This is a genomic window from Silvibacterium sp. (assembly GCF_047605705.1).
Lineage (GTDB): Bacteria > Acidobacteriota > Terriglobia > Terriglobales > Acidobacteriaceae > Silvibacterium.
Genome location: NZ_JASGFD010000026.1, coordinates 50,936 through 74,671, shown reverse-complemented (window position 1 = coordinate 74,671; position 23,736 = coordinate 50,936). Strand labels below are relative to the sequence as shown.

The window sequence follows — 23,736 nt, the reverse complement described above, 5'->3', positions numbered from 1 at the left end:
GTGGTGTTGTCCCCGTCGGAAGCCAGCCAGGAGCCTACCGTGATCGGACTGCTTGAAGTCGGAACCTCATAGGTGGCGATGGAGCTGCCGTCGCGATAGACAATGGCGAAGCCGCCCTGAAGCGTGATGCGATGAGTGCGGATCTCATCGACCAGAGCCTGGCGGTCAGAGCTTTCCCACGCGGCGGTGAAGGTGGGCGAATGCGCGAGCGATTCGGCTTCAGCGCGGGCGTTGAGGCTGATGTACTGGGCCAGGCTGAGAGCGATGCGGCTGGAGTTGTTGCGGATATCCGCGACCGGCTGCGTGAACCAGCGATCGATGGAACGGTTCATCAGCAGATAGCTGAAGGCGAACATGACCGATGCCGGAGCGATGGAGATGAGCAGCGCGCCGAGAATCATGCGGCTGCGCAGGCGTGAGCCGAGGACGCGGCTCCGCTCATCGGCCAGCAGCTTGAGAATGTTGCGCAGCAGCAGAACCAGCAGGGTGACGAAGAGCAGGAAGGCCACCACTGACAGGCCGCTGAAGATCAGGATCTGAATCGTGGAGCCGGGATGCAGGAAGCTCAGGTGGAAGGCGTTCAGGCCGCTGATCAGCAGCAGAAGCAGGAATGTGGCCGAGGCAAGTACGATGACGGTCGCCCGGCGGTGTTTCGCGTCGCCCAAGGAGTTCTCCAGGTCGCTTCCCGATCAGGCTTGATTATAGGCGGTTCACTCCACCGGCAATCCCAGGCCTGTCACAGGAGAGACGTCGAAAAATGGTTTTTTGTCGTAGATTTGCCACACTTTCGGGTTTCGCGGCATCATACTGTGCGTTATGGATATGCGTCTGATTTCGCGGAAGCTTTTCCCCGTTGCCCTGGCCGGCGTACTGCTGGTCTCGGGCTGCAAGAAGCAGGATCAGCAGGCCAGTACGGCGGCCCCGGCCAGCACACCGGCAGCAGCCCCGGCCCCTCCTGCGGATTCGACTGCCCCGGCCGCCGCGCCTTCGGCCTCGCCCACGGCTTCAGCCCCAGCGGCTGCTGCTCCGGCCCCGGCTCCGGTCGCTGCTGCTCCGGTTCCGCCCCCGCCTCCTCCGCCAATCGTAATCCCGGCAGGCTCGCACCTCGCCGTGACGACGCGTGAGGACCTGGGCTCGAAGATCAGCCAGCCCGGCCAGACCTTCACCGCGACCGTGGCTTCGCCCGTGACTGTAGGCGGTAAGACGATCATCCGCGCCGGCTCGACGGCGACCGGCACCGTGGTGGATGCCAAGGCGCTCGGCCATTTCAAGGGTGGCGCGCTGCTCACGCTGCGTCTTGACACAGTTCGCGCCGAAGGCCGGACCTACGACATCGAATCCAGCACCATCGAGCGCGCCGAAAAGGGCAAAGGCAAGCGGACAGCCGGCTTCGTCGGCGGCGGTGCGGGCCTGGGCGCGATCATCGGCGGCCTCGCAGGCGGCGGCAAGGGTGCTCTGATCGGCGGCCTGGCCGGTGCGGGCGCAGGTACGGCAGGCGCAGGTCTCACCGGCAACAAGGAGATCGTCATTCCGGCCGAGACGACACTGACCTTCCGCATCACGCGGCCTGTGCATGTGACCCAGCAGTAAGTTTTCTGGTCGAAAAGAAACGGCGTGGCCCGCAGGCCACGCCGTTTTGCGTTTCTGGAAAGGTTGTCATCCCGACCGAAGCGAGGCGTAATTTGTCTCGCAAAGTGGAGGGAGCTACGTTTTTACTTCTCTTCCTGATAGCCGGGTACCCCACGTCTCGATTTTGAGACGTGGGAGGCAGATTCCTCTACGCGAGCAGTTCGCGCACCGGCTTCCAGGACTTCTGCTGTGAGACTGCGACCGGCTCGCAGGTGATGATGCCGTTGTAGGTGTTCACGCCGTCGCGGATGCCGTCATCTTCAAGGATCGCAGCCTTCGCGCCCTTTTGCGCCAGCTTGAGAACGTATGGGAAAGTCGCATTCGTCAGCGCCAGGGTCGAAGTGTTCGGCACTGCGGCCGGCATGTTCGTCACGCAGTAGTGCACCACGCCGTCGACTTCATAGGCCGGGTTCGAGTGCGTGGTTGGCTTCGCCGTCTCGATGCAGCCGCCCTGGTCGATAGCTACATCGACGATGACCGCGCCCTTCTTCATCTTCGAAACCATCTCGCGGGTCACGATCTTCGGGGCTGCAGCGCCGGGGATCAGGACGCCGCCGATGACGAGATCGGCCTCGGCCGTGGCGCGAGCCACGTTGTAGGAGTTCGAGGCCAGCGTGAAGAGCTTGCCGCCGAAAATGTCGTCGAGCTCGCGCAGGCGGTTCAGGCTGAGGTCGACGATGGTGACCTTCGCGCCCATGCCCACGGCAATCTTGGCCGCGTTCGTGCCTACGATGCCGCCGCCGATGATACAGACATTCGCGGGGGGAACGCCCGGAACGCCGCCGAGCAGCACGCCGCGGCCGCCCTTTTCCTTCTCGAGGTAGGACGCGCCGACCTGCACGGACATGCGGCCTGCGACCTCGGACATCGGGGTGAGCAGGGGAAGCGTGTTGGCACGGTCGCGGATCGTCTCGTAGGCAATGCCGGTGACCTTCTTTGTGAGCAGCTTGTCGGTCAGCTCAGGAATCGGAGCGAGATGCAGATAGGTGAAAAGCGTGAGCCCTTCACGGAAGTGGCCGTACTCCTTCTCGACCGGCTCCTTGACCTTGACGACCATGTCGGCCAGTCCCCACACATTGTGAGCCGAGCCGACGATTTCCGCACCAGCCGCCTGGTACTCATCGTCGGGAAACGCCGAGAGCTCACCGGCGCGGGTCTCCACCAGCACCTTGTGCCCGGCGTCGGACAGCGCTTTGACTCCGGCCGGCGTAATGCCGACGCGGCTCTCGTGATCCTTAACTTCCTTCGGAACTCCGATGATCATGCAAACTCCTTCACAGACGAACCTTCCATCCTACCGCATAGTGGAAGCGTTTCGGGACTGGCCGTCCGGGCGGCCGGCCTCCGGCCCTTGCTCCCGCTGGTCGCAAGTGTAGATCTATGGTGGCTCATGCAGGACTTCAGTTGGCTTGAATGGGGAGGCGACAGCTGAAAATCAAAGGCCACCGCTACGGAACGCAGGGGTGGCCTTTTACAGCGCTAATTACGACCCAGTCAGGCGGCCTGCATCTCTGCCAGGTCTTCGACTTCGCCCTTGCTGTTGTCCTCGATCCCGAGCAGGTTGAGGATCGGCGTGGTGATCATGGTGGTCACCAGCGCCATCACCACCAGCATGGTGAAGAGCGTAGGCGAGAAGACATGCGCGTTGTAAGCGATATTGAGGACCACCAGTTCGACGAGCCCGCGCGTGTTCAGCAGCGCGCCGAGAGCCGCGGCATTTCGCCACGATTGTCCGGTCCAGCGTGCGGCCAGAATCGCGCCGCCCATCTTGCCGGCGACCGCGACCAGCAGAACCAGTCCGGTCCAGAGCCAGATCTTACCGCCGCTCAGCAGGTCAAGCCGTGTGCGCATGCCGGTGAGGGCGAAAAACAGCGGCAACAGCAGGATGGAGACGACCATATCCAGCCGGGTGCGTACCGCCTGCTGCCAGTGTGGGACCCGCGGGAAGCAGACGCCCGCCAGGAAGGCTCCGAAGAGCGGATGGATACCGATGGCGTCCGTGGCCGCAGCCGAGCCGAGGACTACGGCCAGGATGAGACCAAAGATTTCATAGGACAGTGTGATGGAGTTCTGGCGGCGAACCATCCATGCGCCAAGAGGCCGGACCACGCCGAGCATGACCGCGAGGTAGCCCACGAGCCAGAGCATGCGCCATCCAAAAGGAGTCGCGTTCGCGCCGCTGGGCAACAAGGTAAGGGCAATGGCCAGCAGAGACCAGGCGCAGACGTCATCGACGGCGGCGCACATCAGCGCCGTGGTACCGAGCGAGCTCGACTGCATCTTGCGCTCTTCGAGAATGCGCGCGAGCACCGGAAAGGCGGTGATGCTCATGGAGATGCCGAGAAACAGGACGAAAGGAACGCGGCCGATTCCGGTGGGAGCGAAGCGGATCCGGAGCGAATGCGCCGCGAGCGCTGCCAGCACGAAGGGGATGAAAATGCTCATGCCGCTGGCCAGCGTGGCCGTGGCCTTCTGCTTCCGGAGATGGTCGTAGTCGAGCTCGCTGCCGATCAGAAAAAGAAAAAGAACAAGGCCGATGGTGCTGATGGTCTCGAACGAGCCGAGCGATGGAAGCGGAAAAAGCGTGGATGAGACGTGCGGTGCCAGCCGTCCGAGGACGGAAGGGCCGAGCAGAATGCCGCCAATAATTTCACCGATGACGCGGGACTGACCGAGCTTGCGGGCAAGCCATCCGCAGAAGAGCGCGGTGAGCAACACCGTGGCCATCTGGATGAGGAGCAGGGTCATGGATTTCTCCGGGGTTGGGCTTGGGGGAATTGCAACCTTAGATGCGGATTTTAGTAGAGGATCTCCGGATTTTCGAGATGTCTGCTGGAATATAGAAGGAATAGCGACGTCAGAGACGCGATCTCAAACCCAGGCTGACCATAAGCGCCTTGCCTATGATGTCCATGGTTTCAGGTGAGAGCGCACCGTAAATGCGGCCGAAGCGTCTCTGGTCGACAGTGCGAATCTGATCGCAGAGTGCGTAACTGTCCTTACGCGTGCCGCCTTCTCCCTTGTGGACAAGCACATAAATCGGAGATGGGTGCCGGATGTGAGCCGCGTCGGTGAGTGGAACAACAATTGTGGTCGAGGAAAAGCGGTTGCCGATGTTGTTCTGGACGATGACGCAGGGGCGGGATCGGCCCTGCTCATGACCGACTACGGGATCGAGATGCACTTCCACGACGGAGCCGCGAAGCAGATCCGGACTCAATTACAGACCTTCCTGGTCAATATGCTCGAAATCCCCGGCGACTTCGAGGCCGAGTTCGCTGTTTGCCCGGTAGGCGGCTGCCAATTCTTCTTCGAAAGCCCTGCGCTCGATTGCTTCGACAGCCTGCTCGACCGCGCGTCGTATGAACTCGCTGCGGTTACGGGACTGGGCCGCGGCCGCCTGATCGGCCTTTTTCAGCAAGCTTGCAGGGAACTCAATGAGAACGCGTTCGCGCTCGGCAGGTTTGCGGCGCGTCGCAGATGCAGCTTTTGGCTTCCTCGCGAGAGTCGGCATGCCGGAAGGATAGCATATATTTTGATATATACATCTCTATATCGGGCGGCCGGAGATGGCCGCCCGATATGGGAATGACAGGTTTTTAGTCCGCGTTGTCGATCTGCGCGCGCTGCAGCGTGTCGGAGAAGTCGACATAGACAGCCTTCCAGGTGGTGTAGAAGTCAAGTGCGCCGGTGCCGCCCTCACGGTGTCCGTTGCCGGTCTGCTTTACCCCGCCAAAGGGCAGGTGCACCTCGGCGCCGATGGTCGGCGCATTGATATAGGTGATGCCCGCCTCAAGGTCGCGCATGGCTTGGAAAGCCTTATTCACGTCGCGCGAGTAGAGCGCGGTCGAGAGACCGTACTGGATGCCGTTCGCCGCCTCGAGCGCCTCTTCATAGCTCTCGACCTCGATCAGGCTGACGACCGGGCCGAAGACTTCCTCCTGCGCGATGCGCATGTTGGGCTTTACATTGCCGAACACCGTCGGGGCGAAGAAATGGCCCTTGTCGTAGACGCCGTCCTCGAGCACGCTGCCGCCGGTGAGCAGCTTCGCGCCTTCCTTCTGCGCGATCTCGCAGTAGCGGATCGAGGTCTCGATCTGCTGCTGGTTCACCTGCGGACCCATCTGGATGTGCTCGTCGAGGCCGTCGCCGACCTTGAGCGCGTCCACGCGGGCGACGAGCTTCCGGGTGAACTCGGCGGCGATCTTCTTATGCAGGATGATGCGGCTGGTCGCCGTGCAGCGCTGGCCGGTGGTGCCGAAGGCTCCCCAGAGCGCGCCTTCAATGGCGAGGTCGAGGTTGGCGTCGTCGAGGACGATCATCGCGTTCTTGCCGCCCATCTCGAGCGAGCAGGGCTTGAAGTTGGCGGCGGCCGTCTGCCCGACGATGCGGCCTACCTCGGACGATCCGGTGAAGGAGATGGCGCGGACACCGGGGTGCGAGACCAGCGGCGCACCCGCATCGGGGCCGAAGCCGGTGACGATGTTGACCACGCCCGGCGGCAGGCCCGCTTCGGCGAGGCATTCGACCAGGTTAAAGGTAGAGAGCGGCGTGTCTTCGGCCGGCTTGATGACGCAGGTGTTGCCACAGACCAGCGCCGGGAAAAGCTTCCACGAAGGAATCGCCATGGGGAAATTCCACGGTGCGATCATGCCCACGACGCCGACTGGCATGCGCACCGACATGGCGAACTTTGACTTGAGCTCGGAGGGTGTGGTCTGGCCGAAGAGCCGACGGCCTTCGCCGGCCATGTAGTAGGCGGTATCGATGGCCTCCTGCACGTCGCCGCGGGTTTCGCTCAGCACCTTGCCCATTTCGCGGGTCATCTCGCGGGCGTAGCTCTCCTTGCGCTCGGCCAGCAGCTCGCCGCAACGGTAGAGGATCTCGGCGCGCTTGGGAGCGGGCACCAGCCTCCAGGTCTTGTAAGCCTCCGCAGCTGCGGCCACGGCGTCATCGATATCCGCTGCGCCGGAGGCCTGGAACTCGCCAACAATATCGTCGGAATTGGCGGGATTGATGTTCAGGAAGGTCTTGCCGGTGCGGCTTGGGACCCAGTGGCCGCCGATCAGGTTCTTGTACGTCGTGTGGGACAAAGCGATCTCCTTGGGGGCGAAACAATTCAGGATAAACAAGGAGAGGATTTCGCGCTGTAGAAGATAAAGTCCCGCGATGGGAGCGGGCTAAGCCTCCTGTTTCGAATGGAATCGAGACAGGGCCTGTAAAAGGGGAGCTGAGGACTAAGGAAAATTATTGACTTCCGGAGTGAAACGGGCCAATCAGGGAAAGTGAAGCCCGGGCTGCTGCCTGAGCGGGCCAAACGGTCGGACGACGATGTTCTCTTCAGCGCAGTCTCCAGAGGTAAACGAAAGCCCCGGTTCCAGCCGGGCTTTCGCCGTTTCAGCGGCACGACTTCCGTCGCTGCGCCTCATGATGCTCTGGAATGCTGCCTGTTCATTCAAAGGTACGGAGGTCACAAGCGACGGGATGGAGCTCCGAGGAAGGAATTCAGACGTGCGCAGATCCGTGCGCATGCATCGCTTTCAGGCGGAATCTCTCGTCTTATGAGGTGAGCGGAGAGCGCCGCGATCTTGCAGGGTGCGAAATCGCCAGAGAAATCGCACCTTTCCGTGTGTACGCGCGCGATATGTTTACAATTGTTTTTGGGTCCAGTCTCCTCCGGAAGTCAGCATCCTCATGTCATCGAATGGTTTTCAGTCGCGTTCTTCGCGGGCACACGGTGTGCGCTCGCTGTTCAGTGTTTTCTCCAGTGACCTCGCCATTGATCTGGGCACGGCCAACACCCTGGTCTATGCGGCCAACAAGGGTATTGTCGTCAATGAGCCCTCGATCGTAGCCATCAACAAGAACACCGGTGAAGTCGAGGCTGTCGGTAAGGAAGCCAAGGAGATGCTGGGCCGCACGCCGGGCAACATCGTGGCCATCAAGCCCATGAAGGACGGCGTCATCGCCGACTTCAAGGTCACCGAGAAGATGCTGAACTACTTCATCCAGAAGGCCCACAACCGCAAGATGATGGTGCATCCGCGCATCGTGATCGGCGTGCCTTCGGAGATCACCCAGGTGGAAAAGCGCGCGGTCGAGGACTCGGCCTATCGCGCCAAGGCGAGCGAAGTCTTCCTCGTCGAGCAGGCCATGGTTGCCGCCATCGGCGCCGGGCTGCCGATCACCGAGCCCTCGGGCAACATGGTGGTCGATATCGGCGGCGGTACGACGGATATCGCGGTCATCTCGCTCTCGGGCATCGTCTATTCGCGCTCGGTCCGCATGGCCGGCAATCAGATGGACGAGTCCATCATGAACTACCTGAAGCGGAAATATAACCTGCTCATCGGTGAGCGCACCGCCGAGCAGATCAAGATCGAGATCGGCTCCGCCTATCCACTTGAGAAGCCGTTGACGATGGAGATCAAGGGCCGCAACCTCATCGAGGGTGTGCCGAAGACTATCACCATCGAAGACTCGGAGATCCGCGAAGCGCTGGGCGAGTCGATTGCGACGATCATGAACGCGATTCGCGTGGCGCTTGAACGCACTCCGCCCGAGCTCTCGGCCGACATCAGCGATCGCGGCATTGTGCTGACCGGCGGCGGCGCGCTCATCAAGAACCTGGACAAGCGCATCCGCGAGGAAACCGGGTTGCCGGTTTCGATCGCCGACGACCCGCTGGCCAGTGTTGTGCTTGGTACGGGCAAAATGCTCAGCGACTTCCGTCTGCTGCGCAAGATCAAGATCGACTAGCATTATGAGGAGCGACTCTTAACAGGGTCGCTCCAGTCGCATGGAATCATTCTTCTCCCGCTATAAGAACGCCCTTGTCCTCCTGCTGGTGCTGGTGGTGCAGCTGCTCGCCCTGGCGGTGCAGGCCAAGCGCCCGGCCTCTACGGGATCCGGCGACTCGCGTGCGGTCAGCATGCTGCGCTACGCGGTCGTGACCGTGATTACCCCGCCCGAAAAGCTGCTGCGTAACTTCGGTGGCTGGATTGAAGGCATCTGGGGCGGCTACATCGACCTGATCCACGTCCGCCGCGACAACGCCGATCTCCGCAATGAGATCGAGAGGCTGCGCCTCGAGCAGGCAAGTGTCGCCGAGGACGCCAGGCAGGCCCAGCGCCTGCAGGCCATGCTCGGCTTCAAAGAGCACTACATTTATAAGACTGTCCCTGCGCAGGTCGTCGGCAGCTCGGGTACCGATCAGTCCCGTATCGTCTACATCGACAAGGGCTCCGATGACGGCATCCAGCCGGATATGCCGGTGGTGACGCAGGATGGTATCGTCGGCCGCATCAAGGAAGTCTTTCCCTCCACCAGCCAGCTCATGCTGATCTCGGACACGACCAGCGGCGTCGGCGTGATCCTCGAGACCACGCGCATTCGCGGCGTGCTCAAGGGCGCGGCCTTCGGCGGCGTCCAGGTTGTCAATGTTTCGCCTGACGAGCGCATCAAGCAGGGCGAAAAGATTCTGACCAGCGGCGGCGACCAGATCTTTCCGCGCGGCCTGCCTGTCGGCACGGTCGAGAAGATGCAGCCGGACCCGGATCGCGATCCGCTGCAGGATGTGATTGTGAAGCCGGCGGCGCACCTCTCGGAGCTTGAAGAAGTGCTGGTTATCACGAACATGGGAGATGCCGCCTCGGCGCAGGAGGCCAAGGACCTGGCCGAGAGCGAGGCCGAAGGCGCTGCGGCGCAGAAGCGCGCATCGGACATCCTCTCCGAACGACTTCCGAACCGCGTCGACCAGAATTCCCCGGCCGACACCAATCCGGACAGCAACGTGGATGAGACCGGCAATGTAGTTCAGCCGTTGCATCCGCCGCAGGCCGCGCATCCCGATGGCTTCAGTCCGGATCAGACGCCGCCCGCATCCGAGATGACGCCCGGCGCGCGCACTGTCCCGGTGCATGACGGCAGCGAGGAGCTGCCGCCGCAGAAGGCAAAGGCCGCTGCTCTGGCGGAGGGTTCCAGTGGTTCAGATGGATCGCACGAAGTCGTTGTGGGAGCCGGTGGCACTGCAGCCGCCGCGCATAGCGCCACTTCCGGCGCGGTAGCGGGAGCTGCCGCGACTCATCCCCCGACGCACGCAGCCTCCGGCGCAACCGGAACAACCTCTGTGTCTGCGCATCCGGTCACGGCCACGCACCCGCTCTCGGCGACGCATCCGGCCGGTGTTGCCGGCTCGACTGGCGCTACCGGGACGGTGGTGCATCGTCCCGCTGTGAGCCCGGCGGCCACTGCCGGTACGGGAGCAGTGACTCCGCTGCGCCCCAGCTCGACCACGCATGTGATTGTCGACGGGCCCGAAACCCGGACCGCTCGTCCAGCCTCGCAGGGCTCTGCGGGGACGACCGGCGCAACGCATCCGGCGAACGGCACGGCAAATGGACAGAAGCCGGTGGTGCATCGCAGTCCCACCCTGGTTCCGGATGACGGCAGCCGTCCGCCTTCACAGCAGAAGCCGAAACCGGCCGATACGGCCACACCGCAGGGAAGAGGAGTTTAGCCGATGGCGCTGATGGCATCGACGCGGCGTGAGGCCGATGAACAGACTCTTCCGATCTGGGTATACCTGGTGCTGCCGCTGCTGGCTCTCGGGCTGCAGTCGCTGGTCACGCTGCACTTTTCACACTTCGGCCTGCTCGATCTGCCGCTGCTGGTGGTGGTTTACTTTGGCACCGCGCGCCGCAACCCGGTGGGCGCGACGCTGGGCGGTATGGTCATCGGCATCCTGCAGGATGCCCTTACGCATCAGCCGATCGGCGTTTTTGGCCTGGCCAAGTCCTTCATCGGCTATCTCGCGGCCTCGGTGGGCGCGAAGCTTGATACCGATGCGCATGGCAGCCGCCTGCTGCTGACATTCTGCTTTGTCTTCCTGCACAATGGCATCGATTGGGTGCTGATGAGCCACATGCTGGCTCGCCCCATGGGGTGGAACTGGATTCTTGAGCTGATCAGCGCGGCGATCAACGCGGTGGTTGCCGTGGTTCTGTTCGCGCTTCTCGACCGCACGAGGTCGCAGGAATAATGAAGCCGCTCATCGACATCTTCCGCCGGCAGCGTTTTCGCAATCCCAGCGCCGAGCAGGATGCGCGCAGTCTGCTGGCCACGGAAGCCGATCTTCCCTCCATCAAGCTGACGGTCTTTCAGTATGTGATCGTGATCGTGATGGCGGTGCTCATCTTCGGGCTGTGGCGTCTGCAGATCGTCAACGCCGAGAGCTGGCATGCGCTGGCCGAGGCCAACCGTATCCGCAAGGTCCCGATCCTCGCCCCGCGCGGACAGCTCTTTGACCGCGACGGCCGGCTGCTGGTCGACAATTATCCTTCGGTTTCGGCCTTCCTGGTGCGCGAGCAGGGGCATAGCCTCGACCCCGACCTGCCACTGATCGCCCGCGGCCTGCACATGACGGTCGAGGACATCCAGGCGATTCTGAAGAAATACCGTACCGCCCCGAAGTATCAGCCGCTGCCGCTCAAGCAGGACATCACGCCGGACGAGCAGGAGTTCATCGAAGCGCACCGGGACGAAATGCCGGAGCTCGAGACCGTCGATGAGCAGCGCCGCCTCTACCCGAAGGACGGCTTCGCGGCGAACCTGATCGGATATGTGGGTGAAGTCAGCGAGGAGATGCTGAACGATCCGCGCTATGCCTACTATGAGCCGGGCGACGTCGTCGGCAAGTCCGGCGTCGAGGAGTCCTACGATGCGATCCTGCGCGGACAGGACGGATCGCGCGATGTGCTGGTGGATAGCCACGGCCGCGAGGTGGGCAAGCTGGGCACCGAGCGCTCTGTGCCGGGCAAGAACCTGAAGCTGACCATCGACATGGACATCCAGCGCGCCGCCGAAAACGCGCTCGGCGACCGCGAAGGCGCAATTGTGGCGCTCGATCCGCACACCGGAGAGGTGCTGGCCATGGTGAGCCGGCCTACCTTTGATCCGAACCAGTTTGCTGTGAAGATCGGCCGCGACGAGTGGAACAAGCTCATTACCGACCCCGATCACCCGCTGCTGAACAAGGCGATCCAGGCGCAGTCGCCTCCGGGCTCGACCTTCAAGATCCTCATGTCGCTGGCCGGTCTGCAGGAGAACGTGGCGCAGGATCTGAAGGTGAACTGCCAGGGCGGCGCGACCTTCTATGGACACTTCTACGGCTGCGATCACCATCACGGCGCCGTGGATATCCATAATGCGATTCCGCTTTCCTGCGATACCTATTACTACACGCTGGCGGTGAAGCTGGGTATCGACACGATTGCCCACTATGCGCACGCGGTCGGCTTCGGCCAGAAGACCGGCATCGATCTCCCGGACGAAATTACCGGCGTGATGCCATCGACGGCCTGGAAGCTCAAGACCTTTCATGAGAAGTGGTTCGCAGGCGAGACCGTTTCGGTCGGCATCGGGCAGGGTGCGGTGGCGGCGACGCCGATCCAGCTGGCGCGCGCGCTTGGTGGCATCGCCTCGGGCGGCGTATTCAAGCGCCCTCATGTGGTCTTCCCGGATGAGCTGCCGCAAGAGTACCGGCAGGCGATTGCCGACTCCTTCCCCGGCACCGGGGACACGACGATTCCGATGGACGCAGCAAACTGGCAGACGATCACCGACGGCATGGCGGCGACCACGGATGGAAGCAAGGGCGGCACGGCTTATGCCTCGCACCTGCAGGGCATTGATTTCGCAGGCAAGACCGGTACGGCACAGGTTGTGAACCACAGCGCGGGCGCGACGAGCGTTTCGGCAATCAAGAGTGAGCGCGCCAATGCGTGGTTTGTAGGCATGGCTCCCCGGCGCAATCCGGATATCGTCGTGGCGGTCTTCTGGCAGCATGGCGGCTGGGGCTCGGGCTCCGCGCACCTGGCGGCGAAGGTCATCGAGGCGTACGTCGATAAGCAGCGCCGTCTTGACCACAACCTCGTGGCGCAGACGCCGCAGCCGGTCGAGGTTGGCGCGGTGTGGTCACAACCGAACGATCCCACCGGACTTGGCGGCAGGCCGATCGATCCGCACGCGAAGCCGGGAGACTCGGATTCGGCCTTTGCGGGGCATTTCTTCCTGAATATTCCGGAAGTCCCGAAGGGCGCGGTCGCGGCCAATGCGCTGGCGGAGGCGGTGAAGTAAATGCGGCGCTTTCTTTCTTTTCGTGACTTCGACTGGACCCTGCTGGGATTCGTCCTGCTGCTGTCGATCATCAGCATTTTCGAAATCTACTCGGCAACCCTGCACACAAAGTTCGTCGGCTTCTATAAGTCGCAGATCCTGTGGATCCTGGGCGGCCTCGTCGCCATGTTTGTGGTTTCCGCCATCGACTACCACCGGCTGCTGGACATTATTCATTGGGTCTACGGCTTCTTCCTGCTGTCGCTGATCGCGGTCATCACGGTCGGCACCAAGGTGCTGGGCGCGCGCAGGTGGATCAAGCTGCCGGGCGGCATCCACTTTCAGCCGTCGGAATGGGTCAAACTCGTTCTAATTGTGGCGGTTACCCGGTATTTCATGGGGCTGGTCGGCCGTGAGCTGACCTGGGGCGACATCTTCAAGGCCATGGCGCTGGTGGGCGTGCCGATGCTGCTGGTGCTCAAGCAGCCGGATCTCGGCACAGCGCTGACGTATTCGCCGATCCTGCTGGCCGGGCTGTTTCTGGGCGGTATCGACTGGAAAAAAGCAGCGATCCTGATCCTCTCCGGTCTGCTGCTGGTGGGTGTCGCGTTTTCCAGTTCGAAGATCCTCAAGCCTTACCAGAAGGCTCGCCTGACCAGCTTTCTGAACCCGGATGCCGACCCCAAGGGCGGCGGCTACCAGATTCGCCAGTCGCTGATTGCGGTGGGGGATGGCGGCGTCTTCGGGCGCGGCGCGCTCAAGGGCACACAGACGCAGGGCGACTTCCTGCCTATCCCGTATACGGACTTCATCTTCGCGGCCTTTGCCGAGGAGCACGGGTTTGTGGGTTGTGTCCTTGTCTTGCTGCTATACTTTCTGGTATTGATGCGTTTGATTCAAAACGCACAGACAGCCTCGGACCTCCCAGGCACGTTCATGATTATGGGCGTGGTGGCCGTGCTGATCTTCCAGATCGCGGTCAATGTCGGAATGGTTCTCGGGCTGATGCCGGTCACCGGGATTCCTCTCCCGTTAATGAGTTACGGAGGATCGTCGGTGCTGTTCACGTTTCTCGCTCTGGGCATGGTCATGAATGTCCGTATGAGCCGCTTCGTGAACTGAGTCCCCGGCCCGCAGCGCGGCATTTGAGCCGCTGCTGCCGCATGGGAAGCTTGGTGCAAGGCTCCGTTCGCGGCTTCGGATAAGCCGGGGCGGAGGGCAAGAACAGGTTTTTAAGGTTTTTAACTTCAGCCGGCCGGGCAGATTACCGGGCCGGGCAGGATCAGGAATGAGCGCACGGAGACGGGTAACGGCCCCGCCAAAAGAATTGGCTGAAGCGGTCACAAACTCTCTGCGCCAGGAAGTCTTCCGTAAGACAGTTGGTTTCTCGAGTGAGCCCCCGACGGGCGCCTGGATTGATCTCCGGGTGCATCTCCGGGCCGGGCGGCAGTTCCTCACGCCAAGAATCTTCTTCGAAACGGCAATGCCTCCGTCGTCCCCGATCCTTACCGGGTCTCCGCTCTGATCTGTCTCGCCGTTGCTTCACGGAAGACTCCGTGAAGCCAGAGAGGCAGCATGTCAAAGGAAATTTGCATTACCAGCACGCCGCATGAGACGCGGCTGGCGATCATCGAGAACGACGAACTCACCGAGATTTACTACGAGCGTGAGAACGAATACACCCTGGCGGGGTCCATCTATAAAGGCAAGGTAACGCGCGTGCTTCCGGGCATGCAGTCGGCATTTGTCGACATCGGACTGGAGCGCGATGCCTTCCTCTACGTCACCGACTTCCTCGAGGAGCAGGATGGCGGAGCCGACTTCGACCGCGTAGGTGGCGGCCAGCAGCAGGGACGCCGCGAGAAGAGCGAGCCCCGTGAAGCTCGTGAAGAAGGTCAGGAATCGCGCAGCGAGCAGCGGGAGGGCCGCGAAGGTCGTGGCCGTCGTGACAGAAACGAAGGCCGCAATCGCCAGCAGCAACAGCAGCCGCAGGAAATTGTCCTCGAAGCCCAGCCAGTCGAGGCTGTTTCCCCGCAGGAAGGCCGCGAGGGAGATGAAGGCGAAGAGTCGCCCTCCGGTACGCGTCGCTGGCGTGGCCGCCGTGGCCGCCGCCGTGGCGGTTTCCGTGGTCGCGAAGGTCAGACGGAACAGCAGGCCGCTGAGCCGGGCGAGATTACGGCCATCGAAATCGAGTCGCCCGAAGCCGTAGCGGAATCAATCGAAGAAGAGTCGGTGATCCTGCCCGAGCATGGCGCTCCGGGCGGAATTCCCGCCAGCAACCGCATCCTGCTTCCCGGCGAATCGCTCGGAAAGTATGGCATGACGCCTGCTCCCGCTGCGGAGAAGACGGAAGCCAAGGTTGAGGCCAAGGCCGCGCCTGCCTTCAAGGTGAACTATGTTGCGCCCAAGCCCTCGACGCTGATCGATGCCGAGATTGCTTGGGATGGCAGCTCCTTCCTGTTGCCGGGCGAGTCGCGCTCGGTGCGCAAGCCCGCTGCCGAGGCCGCGCCCGCGGTGGAAGCGCCGGTTACCGAAGAGGACAAGAAGGAAATTGAGCAGCAGGCTGACGAGATTTTCGCCGAGGCTCTGCATGCGGTGCCGGTTGCCGATATCGAAGTGGCCGAGCAGGACGCGGATCGTCCGGCGGTCGTCCCTGCCGCCGAGCCCGAAGCTACTGTCGAAGCCGTTCCCGAAGCCCATGCCGTTACCGAGCCGGTAGCGCTGGTGCATGAAGAGGAAGAGGCTTCGGCCGCTGGGTCTGTCGTCGAAGAGCAGCAGCCGGAAGTCGCCGAGATTCAGGTCGCCGAATCGCTGGCGGAAGCCGAGATCGAGCACGAGGAAGAGACCCACGAGTTCGAGCCGGAGAGTGGTTCGGCGTCGTTCCGTGTCGATCCTGCTGCGCCCAGCGAATTCCGTATCGCGAGCGTGGACGAAGAGGCACACCCGGTAGAAGCGACGGAGGCCGAAGCGCATGTCGAGCTCGAGGCCGCGCATGCGGAGCTTGAGACCGAAGAGGTGGAGTACGTCGAGCAGGCGGGCGAGGCAGTCGCAGCTGCTCCTGCCGAAGTGGCGGAACAGGCGATCGAGGTCGAGTACCAGGAAGAAGACAGCGAAGAGGATGAGCCCGCTTCCGAATATCAGGAGTCGGAGCAGGAAACCGACCTGGTGGTCGAGGGTGCGCATGAGCATCACGATCACGCGGGTCACGATCACGAGCACTCCCACGAGGAGTCGCTGCACGAAGCTGCTGCGGACGCCGCGCATGAAGCCGCCGAGGCCGCTGCGCAGACGCCCTTCGGCTTTACGCCGGGCGCGGGCGTGCTCGAAGAAGAGGTGATCGACGAGGACGAGTTCGACTTCGAGCCGATCCACGCGCACCACGACGAGCACGACGCCGAGGATCTGGAAGAAGAGACGCTCGAGCAGTCCGGCGCCGAAATCGGCGACCTGGTTCGCGACGCGCACCTGGTGCAGCGTCTCTCGGGTGAGCCGGAGATCGAGGAAGAAGACGCAGACGAAGCCGAGTACGGCGAGATTGCGATCGAAGAAGAGGGCGAGGAAGAGGAAGGCGAAGAGCCTGAGGCGGAAGCTGGTTCGACCGAGCAGGGTGGCGAGCGGAAGGAGAACGAGCGCCGTGGCCGCCGCGATAACCGTCGCGGACGCGGTCGCCAGGGTGGAAACAACCGTGGCCGCCAGGGTGGCCGTGGTCGCCAGTCCATGCAGACGACCGACCTGCCGATCATCACCGACCTGCTGAAGCAGGGGCAGGAGATCCTGGTCCAGATCGCCAAGGAGCCGATTGCCAAGAAAGGCGCGCGTATCACCAGCCACATTGCGCTGCCGGGCCGCTTCCTGGTCTTCATGCCGACGGTCAACCACGTCGGTGTCTCGCGCAAGATTTCGTCCGACGAAGAGCGCCAGCGCTTGAAGCGGATTCTGATCAGCGAAAAGGGCGAGGCCTCGGGCGGCTTCATCGTGCGCACTGCCGCCGATGGCGCCAGCGAAGAGGAACTCCGCGCCGACCTGCGCTTCCTGATCAGCCTGTGGACTGAGATCAAGTCGCGCGAAGAGGCCAGCAAGTCTCCCGCGCTGATCTATCACGACCTCAATCTCGTCGAGCGCGTGCTGCGCGACCAGGTGAGCGACAACTTCTCGGCCATCTGGGTCGACAACGAAGTCGAGTACGAGCGCATCGTCCGCTTCCTGAACCGCTTCCAGCCCTCGCTGGTGCGCCGCGTGAAGCTCTACAGCAAGGAAACCCCGCTGTTCGAGCAGTTCGGCATCCAGGACGAGATCTCGAAGGCGCTCAAGTCCAAGGTGTGGCTCAAGTCCGGCGGCTCGATTGTCATCAACCAGACCGAAGCGCTGGTGGCCATCGACATCAACACCGGCAAGTACGTCGGCAAGACGGCGCGCCTCGAGGACACCATCCTCAAGACGAACCTCGACGCCATCCCGGAGATCGTTCGCCAGATTCGCCTGCGCGACCTGGGCGGCATCATCGTGATCGACTTCATCGACATGGACGAGCGCAAGAATCGCCACAAGGTGATGGCCGCGCTCGAAGAGGCTCTCAAGGCCGATCGTGCCCCGTCGAAGGTGTTGCAGTTCAATGACTTCGGCCTGGTTGCGATCACCCGTAAGCGCGTTAAGCAGTCGCTCGAGCGCACCCTGTCTGTGCCTTGCAACATCTGCACCGGCACCGGCATGGTCAAGAGCCCGACGACGGTCGCGAACGAGATCTACATCGAGCTGCGCAAGATGAACAAGCACTTCGAGCGCGGCGATGTGATGCTGCGTGTGCATCCGGAAGTGGTGAAGACGCTCAAGGCCAGCAACGCCAAGTGGATCAATGAGATGGAAGAGCTGATCGGCCGGACCATCATCATCAAGTCCGACCCGGCGCTGCACCCCGAGCAGTTCGACATCCACTAGCTCCTGCGCGGAGGGCGAATGGCCTTAGGCCTCCGCTCCCTTTGGCCGCGATCTTTGGTGCGGCAGAAAAAGAACCCGTCCGGCATCAGCCGGGCGGGGTTCTGCTTTTTGAGGATGATGGGCCTCAGTCTGAAGGGAATGAAGCCTTGCGCGTTCCAGGTATTTCACATGACAAACAATTTGGAGATGGAAATATTCCTGCCTGGACGACCCACCCATTCCTGCCGAAATCCGGAGTATCCCGGCAAAGAGCGCCAGGAAGCTTTATTTTCATAGCCTTGAGCAGCCCCCATCGCGATTCCCGATAGCGGAGGCGGATGTGCGATCCGTACACACCCGCCAGGCAACAAAAATCGAAAGCACAGAAAGCAGCTACCTCGCAACTTTCCCGGGCATCTACTGTTATATGAGATAGGCCGGATGGTCCGGCGGAACGAGCAAAGACGGACCGATAATGGCCGCGTCCTCCTGGAAGTAGATGGTAGTAAGGGAGCGGCGGGGAGGTGAGTGAAATGCGCATCCTGCGCTCTGTTGCTTTGATGATGTTGCTGGCGTTGCCCCTGGCTTTGGTACCGGCGGCAAACGCACAAATTGCGGTGGGCATCGGTGTCGGGCCCTATGTCGGTTACCCTGCGCCGGTGGATGTCTATGCGGCTCCAGCGTGCGAATGGGGTTATTACTCCTATTACCCGTATGCCTGCGCCCCCTATGGCTATTACGGCGCGGATTGGTTTGTCGGCGGCGTCTTCATCGGCGCTGGCCCGTGGTATCGCGGCTGGTATGGCCATGGCTGGGGTTGGGGCTATAACCGCGTAGGCTTCGGCTGGGGCGGCTACGGTCGCGGCTTCTACGGCGGTTACGGTCGTGGTGGATACGGCTACGGTGGATATGGCCGTGGTGGCTACGGCGGCTACAACCGCGGCGGCTTTGGAAACTACGCTCGCGGCGCTTACGCCGGCGGTGGCTATCGTGGTGGCGTAGGCGGCGGGTATGCCGGCGGCGCACGTGGCTTCAGCGGTGGCGGTGCAGCCCGCGGTGGATTCAGCGGCGGTGCCCGTGGCTTCAGTGGCGGCGGCGGTGGCGGTTTCCACGGCGGCGGTGGTGGCGGTGGCTTCCACGGCGGTGGTGGCGGCGGACACCGGTAAGTTTCGCCCGCACGAATCGAAAAGGCCTGTCCTTCGGGACAGGCCTTTTTGCGTCTGGAGCGGAAGTTACGCTTTACCGGCGATGCGGGCGACCATGCGGGCGATCCGCTCGCTTGCGTCCGGATGGGCCAGCGTCCGCGCCGTCGCGGACATGGCGCGCAGACGAGCCGGATCGCCGAGCAGCCTGGTGAGCGAGTCTGAGAGTCTCTCCGGCGTGGTCTCGGCCTCGATCAGCATCTCTGCCGCGCCTGCCGATGCCAGCACCTCGGCGTTCTTGCGCTGGTGATCGTCGGCGGCCTGAGGAAAGGGAATCAGCAGGGAGGGCTTGCCCGCGGCGGCCAGCTCCGCGACGGTGCTGGCACCACTGCGCGCAAGCACGAGATCGGCTGCGGCGAAGCGGGCGCCCATGTCATCCAGAAAGGCTGCCACCTGCCAGCGCGCCGGATCGGCGCCGCTCTGCTGGTAGGCGTCCAGAGTGGTTTCGGCGTGGCGTGCCCCGGTCTGGTGCAGGATCGTGAGTTCAGGTACAGCAGCGAGCAGTTGCGCCGCGATCTTCGGCATGAGGGCATTCAGCGCCCGCGCGCCCTGGCTTCCGCCGAAGACGAGCAGGTGCGGCGGTGCGCCCTCGGGGCGCGGCGGCAGGGCGAAGAATTCCTTGCGGACGGGGATGCCGGTGATCTCGGCGTTGCGGAAGAACTTTGCGGCGGGGGCGAAATTTACAGCAGCCGCCGAGACGCGCTTTCCGACGAGCCGGTTGGCGAGGCCGGGGAAGGCATTCGGCTCGAAGGCCAGCGTAGGGATGCCGGAGAGTACGGCCGCGCCCATCGCCGGTCCCGAAGCGTAGCCGCCGACGCCGACGACGGCATCGGGCCGGAAGCGGCGGAGCAGGCCGCGGCAGTGCAGGACGCTGAGCGGCAGGTCGGCGAGGGTACGCAGGCGCGTAATCAGGGAAACATTCTTGAGCTGACCGACCTGGATCAGCTCGAGCGGATATCCGGCCTGCGGGACGAGCTTGGATTCGAGTCCGCGCGAGGTGCCGACGAAGAGCATCTCTGCGCCATAAAGAGACTTGAGCTCGTCGGCAATGGCGAGAGCAGGGATGATGTGTCCGCCGGTGCCACCACCGGCGATGAGAATTCGCATAAAAACTAGTCCACTTCGCGGGTAATGTTCAGCAGCACGCCGATCGAAGCGAGCTCGATAAACAGCGAGGTGCCCCCGTAGGAGATAAGAGGCAGCGTAATGCCCTTGGTGGGCACCAGCGCCAGCACGACGCTGATATTGAAGAAGGCCTGGATGAGCAGCGTGGCCGTAACGCCAAAGGCGAGGAAGCGCGCGAACGGGTCCTTGCAGAGGATGGCTGCCCGCATGCCGCGGTAGCCGAGCAGCACGAAGAGTCCGATGACCAGCAGGCATCCCAGCAAGCCGAGCTCTTCGGCCACGTTGGCGAAGATGTAATCGGTGTGCGGCTCAGGCAGGTAAAAGAGTTTCTGCTTGCCTTCGAAGTAGCCGACGCCACGCAGTCCCCCGGTGCCGACGGCAATCAGCGACTGGATGATGTGGAAGCCTTTGCCCAGCGGATCGGCCTGCGGATTGAGGAAAGCCAGGATGCGCTCGCGTCGCCACGCCACGCGGAAGAGCATGAAGTAAAGCACCGGAGCGGCGGCCAGCGCGGCATAGCCGAGATACTTAAAATTCATGCCCGCGAGATAAAGCATGAGTGCCGTGACGCCGGCACAGACCATGGCGGTGCCGAGATCGGGCTCCTTCAGTAGCAAAGCAATAAAGATGAGGCTGGGAACGACCGCGGGCAGCACCGTGCTGCGAATATCCTCGATGGAGCTCATGCGGCTCTGCAGCCACCAGGCAAGGAAGAGCACCATGACCGGCTTTGCGATCTCCGAGGGCTGGAATGAGATGGGACCGAGGCGGATCCAGCGGTGCGCACCGTGCGAGTCGTGCATCACGAAGGCCATCAGCAACAGCAAAACGGTAATGCCGATGGCGGGAAATACGGCGTTTGGCCGGTTATAGAGCCGGTAGTCGATCTTCATCAGCAGCGTCATGGCGACGAGGCCAAGCGCGGCATAAACCGACTGCAACATGACGTAGTGGTAAGGCGAGCCGGTGCGCTCCTTGGCCATCACGGCCGAGGCGCTGAAGACCATCAGCAGGCCGATGACGACCAGCACCAGCGTGGCGCAGTAGAGCCACTTGTCTACTCCGACTCTTTTCGCCATACCACTACTCCTCTGCTACGAAATGCTTACCCGCGCAGCGCCTTGACCAGCTCCTTGAAGGCCTGGCCGCGCTGCTCGTAGTTCTCGAACTGGTCGAAGCTGGAGCAGGCCGGAGCCAGAAGCACCAGCTCGCCTGCCTTTGCCGTTTCGGCTGCCTTTGCGACCGCCACTGCGAGCGTGCCGGCGCTGACGATAGGCGCTGCTCCTTCGATGTGGGCCTGGATCTTCTCCGCCGCCGCGCCGATGGTGTAGACCGCCTTCACGCGCTCGTGGAGCAGGGGACGCAGGACGCGGTAGTCCGACCCCTTGTCCTTGCCGCCGAGGATCAGGTGAATGCCGCCGGGGAAGGCTTCGAGCGCCTTGATGGTTGCGTCGACATTGGTGGCCTTCGAGTCGTTGTAGTAGGCAACGCCGTCGATTTCCGCGACGAATTCGAGCCGGTGGGCAACGGCCTTGAAGCCCTTGACCGCAACGCGGATCGCCGAGGCATCGACACCGGCGAGGCGTGCTGCGCAGACAGCAGCGAGGACGTTCTCGATGTTGTGGCCGCCCTTGAGGGGAATCTCATCGACGCGGAGGATGGCCTCCTGCGCGGCATTCTCGGAGGAGCGGAAGAAGAGGGTGCCGTCATGCACGAAAGCGCCCTGGCGGACGACGCGCTTGCGGCTGAACCAGTAGATCGCCGGACCGTGGCCGCTTGCGCCGGCATGGACAGCCGTCTTCGCCGAGGCTTCGTCGTCGGCGTTGAGCACCAGCGCATCCTCGGGCGTCTGCTGCGCAAAGATACGCTCCTTGGCGGCAACGTAGTTCTCGAAGCTGCCATGGCGGTCGAGGTGATCCGGGGTGATGTTGAGGATGACCGAAATGTTCGGGCGGAAGCTATCGGTGGTCTCGAGCTGGAAGCTCGAAATCTCGAGCACCGACCAGCCTTCTTCGGTCGAGCCATCCACCAGCGCGATCACGGGCAGGCCGATATTGCCGCCGACAGCGGTTTTGAGGCCGCCCGCCGCGAGGATTTCGCCGCAGAGCGAGGTGGTGGTGGTCTTGCCGTTGGAGCCGGTGATGGCGAGGCTCCTGCCCTTGAGGAAGCGCGCAGCCAACTCGACTTCGCCGATGATGGTGAGGCCTAAAGCGCGCACCTGCGCCAACTCCGGGGTATCGAGCGGCACGCCCGGGCTGACGACGATCAGGTCCTGGCGGCGGAAGGTGAGCAGGCCGTGGCCGCCGGCCTCGACCATGATGCCTTCCTCGAGCAGCGCGGGGATGTCCTTGCCGAGCACGGCGGCGCTCCGGATATCCGATACGGTGACCTGCGCGCCCTGGCGGCGCAGAAACAAGGCGGCCGCGAGCCCGGATTTACCGAGTCCCACGACGAGTACTTTTTTGCCCTTCAATTCCATCTTTTTCGGTTCGAGTCCAGTCAATTCAGCCTCATTGTTGCACGTTGCGTCGACGCCCTAGCGCAGCTTCAGCGTGGTGAGTGCCAAGAGCGCAAACACCAGCGCGGCGATCCAGAAGCGCACGATCACCTTCGATTCGGACCATCCCAGCAGCTCGAAGTGATGATGCAGGGGGGCCATCTTGAAAATGCGTTTCTTGCGAAGTTTATAGCTGCCCACCTGAAGCATGACCGAGAGCGCTTCGAGCACGAAGATGCCGCCGATCAGCGGCAGCAGCAGCTCCTGGCGGATGGCCACAGCCACGGTGCCGATGGCGCCGCCGATAGCCAGCGAGCCCACGTCGCCCATGAAAACCTCGGCCGGATGAGCGTTGTACCAAAGGAAGCCGATGCTGGCCCCGACCATCGATCCGCAGAAGATGGTCAGCTCGCCTACGCGCGGCATGCGCTGCAGTTCGAGATAGTCGGAGAAGACGGCGTGGCCGCTCACATAGGTGAGTACGGTAAGCGCGCCGGCGGCGACGATGGTGCAGCCGATGGCCAGACCGTCGAGGCCGTCCGTGAGGTTTACGGCGTTGCTCGAGCCGACCAGCACCAGCGCGACAAAGGCGACGAAGGGGATGAAGGCGAGCAGTCCCCAGAAGGGCAGGTGCGTGAGAAAGCCGGGCGCCAGATGCGGATGGAAGTTTTTGACGAAGGGCACGGTCATCTGCGCCGAGTAGATGCCTTCCTCCTGCATGGCGATGAGCGCCAGCGCCACACCGAGCGCGGCGATGAACTGCCCGCCCATCTTGGCGCGGCCTGTCAGACCGAGGTTCCGGCGATGGACCACCTTGATGTAGTCGTCCGCAAAGCCGATGGCGCCGAAGGCCAGCATGGAGCCCATCACCAGCCACACAAACGGATCGGACAGGTTGCTCCAGAGAAACGTGGGCAGCAGGACGGCGATGACGATCAGCACTCCGCCCATGGTCGGGGTGCCGGCCTTCTTCTGATGATCCTTCGGCCCCTCTTCGCGGATGTACTGGCCGATCTGGAACTCGCGCAGCTTGCCGATGACGAACGGCCCGATGAGCAGCATGATGAGCAGGGCGGTCAGCGTGGCGAAAGCCGTGCGGAAGGTCTCGTACTGGAAGATGCGGAAGGGGCGGAAATAGAGATAGAGCTTCTGATACAGCAGCCAGTAAAGCAAGCGTCCTCCGCCGAATTGGTGTCCTCCCACATCATACGGCTCGGATCGCCGGGATAGAGGAACCCGCCTCAAGGCCGTCAA

17 protein-coding genes and 1 pseudogene are annotated in these 23,736 nt (G+C 62.8%); 8 read left to right on the top strand and 10 right to left on the bottom strand.

Going from position 1 to position 23,736, the window contains the following annotated elements; all coding sequences use genetic code 11:
* Positions 1-665, bottom strand: a pseudogene (locus QM649_RS11205) (nitrogen regulation protein NtrY); the annotation flags it as partial.
* A gap of 157 nt (positions 666-822) precedes the next feature.
* Here QM649_RS11205 and QM649_RS11200 point away from each other — a divergent pair.
* Positions 823-1,590, top strand: coding sequence for a hypothetical protein (locus QM649_RS11200; protein WP_415199124.1), 768 nt, complete (start codon positions 823-825; stop codon positions 1,588-1,590).
* Positions 1,591-1,777: 187 nt separating this feature from the next.
* Here QM649_RS11200 and ald read toward each other — a convergent pair whose 3' ends face one another.
* From ald to QM649_RS11175, 5 genes are all read right to left on the bottom strand, one after another.
* The gene (ald, locus tag QM649_RS11195; RefSeq protein WP_415199123.1) at positions 1,778-2,893 is read right to left on the bottom strand and encodes an alanine dehydrogenase; all 1,116 of its coding nucleotides are present in this window, start codon (positions 2,891-2,893) and stop codon (positions 1,778-1,780) included.
* A 230-nt stretch (positions 2,894-3,123) separates the two neighbouring features.
* Positions 3,124-4,377: a cation:proton antiporter gene (locus QM649_RS11190; RefSeq protein WP_415199122.1), complete on the bottom strand. Its 1,254-nt coding sequence runs from the start codon at positions 4,375-4,377 to the stop codon at positions 3,124-3,126.
* A gap of 109 nt (positions 4,378-4,486) precedes the next feature.
* Positions 4,487-4,849, bottom strand: a complete 363-nt coding sequence (locus QM649_RS11185; protein ID WP_415199121.1) for a type II toxin-antitoxin system PemK/MazF family toxin — start codon at positions 4,847-4,849, stop codon at positions 4,487-4,489.
* Positions 4,850-5,143 (bottom strand): ribbon-helix-helix protein, CopG family, encoded by a 294-nt coding sequence (locus QM649_RS11180; protein WP_415199120.1) that lies wholly within the window; start codon positions 5,141-5,143, stop codon positions 4,850-4,852. It abuts the gene before it with no gap.
* A gap of 85 nt (positions 5,144-5,228) precedes the next feature.
* Complete coding sequence (locus QM649_RS11175) at positions 5,229-6,722, bottom strand: aldehyde dehydrogenase family protein (RefSeq protein WP_415199119.1); 1,494 nt, start codon at positions 6,720-6,722, stop codon at positions 5,229-5,231.
* A gap of 601 nt (positions 6,723-7,323) precedes the next feature.
* Between QM649_RS11175 and QM649_RS11170 the strand changes: the two genes are divergently transcribed.
* The 7 genes from QM649_RS11170 (at position 7,324) to QM649_RS11140 (ending at position 18,824) form a co-directional block, all read left to right on the top strand.
* Positions 7,324-8,388: a rod shape-determining protein gene (locus QM649_RS11170; RefSeq protein ID WP_129206922.1), complete on the top strand. Its 1,065-nt coding sequence runs from the start codon at positions 7,324-7,326 to the stop codon at positions 8,386-8,388.
* Between the two features lie 40 nt (positions 8,389-8,428).
* Complete coding sequence (gene mreC, locus QM649_RS11165; protein WP_415199118.1) at positions 8,429-10,147, top strand: rod shape-determining protein MreC; 1,719 nt, start codon at positions 8,429-8,431, stop codon at positions 10,145-10,147.
* A gap of 3 nt (positions 10,148-10,150) precedes the next feature.
* Entirely contained in the window at positions 10,151-10,669 is a 519-nt protein-coding gene (mreD, locus tag QM649_RS11160) for a rod shape-determining protein MreD (RefSeq protein ID WP_415199117.1), read from the top strand.
* The gene (mrdA, locus tag QM649_RS11155; protein WP_415199116.1) at positions 10,669-12,765 is read left to right on the top strand and encodes a penicillin-binding protein 2; all 2,097 of its coding nucleotides are present in this window, start codon (positions 10,669-10,671) and stop codon (positions 12,763-12,765) included. The genes mreD and mrdA overlap by 1 nt, the downstream gene beginning before the upstream one ends.
* Positions 12,766-13,866 (top strand): rod shape-determining protein RodA, encoded by a 1,101-nt coding sequence (rodA, locus tag QM649_RS11150; RefSeq protein ID WP_415199115.1) that lies wholly within the window; start codon positions 12,766-12,768, stop codon positions 13,864-13,866.
* A 453-nt stretch (positions 13,867-14,319) separates the two neighbouring features.
* Entirely contained in the window at positions 14,320-17,679 is a 3,360-nt protein-coding gene (locus QM649_RS11145; protein ID WP_415199114.1) for an Rne/Rng family ribonuclease, read from the top strand.
* A gap of 512 nt (positions 17,680-18,191) precedes the next feature.
* A complete protein-coding gene (locus tag QM649_RS11140) occupies positions 18,192-18,824 on the top strand; it encodes a hypothetical protein (protein WP_415199127.1) in 633 nt (210 codons plus the stop codon).
* Positions 18,825-18,890: 66 nt separating this feature from the next.
* Here the strand turns inward: QM649_RS11140 and murG are convergent, their stop codons facing one another.
* The 4 genes from murG to mraY are packed head-to-tail and all read right to left on the bottom strand — an operon-like array spanning position 18,891 to position 23,655.
* Positions 18,891-19,967: an undecaprenyldiphospho-muramoylpentapeptide beta-N-acetylglucosaminyltransferase gene (gene murG, locus QM649_RS11135; RefSeq protein ID WP_415199113.1), complete on the bottom strand. Its 1,077-nt coding sequence runs from the start codon at positions 19,965-19,967 to the stop codon at positions 18,891-18,893.
* A gap of 5 nt (positions 19,968-19,972) precedes the next feature.
* Positions 19,973-21,064: a putative lipid II flippase FtsW gene (gene ftsW / locus QM649_RS11130; protein ID WP_415199112.1), complete on the bottom strand. Its 1,092-nt coding sequence runs from the start codon at positions 21,062-21,064 to the stop codon at positions 19,973-19,975.
* 26 nt (positions 21,065-21,090) lie between these two features.
* Positions 21,091-22,464 (bottom strand): UDP-N-acetylmuramoyl-L-alanine--D-glutamate ligase, encoded by a 1,374-nt coding sequence (murD, locus tag QM649_RS11125; RefSeq protein WP_415199126.1) that lies wholly within the window; start codon positions 22,462-22,464, stop codon positions 21,091-21,093.
* Between the two features lie 57 nt (positions 22,465-22,521).
* A complete protein-coding gene (mraY, locus tag QM649_RS11120) occupies positions 22,522-23,655 on the bottom strand; it encodes a phospho-N-acetylmuramoyl-pentapeptide-transferase (RefSeq protein ID WP_415199111.1) in 1,134 nt (377 codons plus the stop codon).
* Positions 23,656-23,736: the final 81 nt, after the last annotated feature.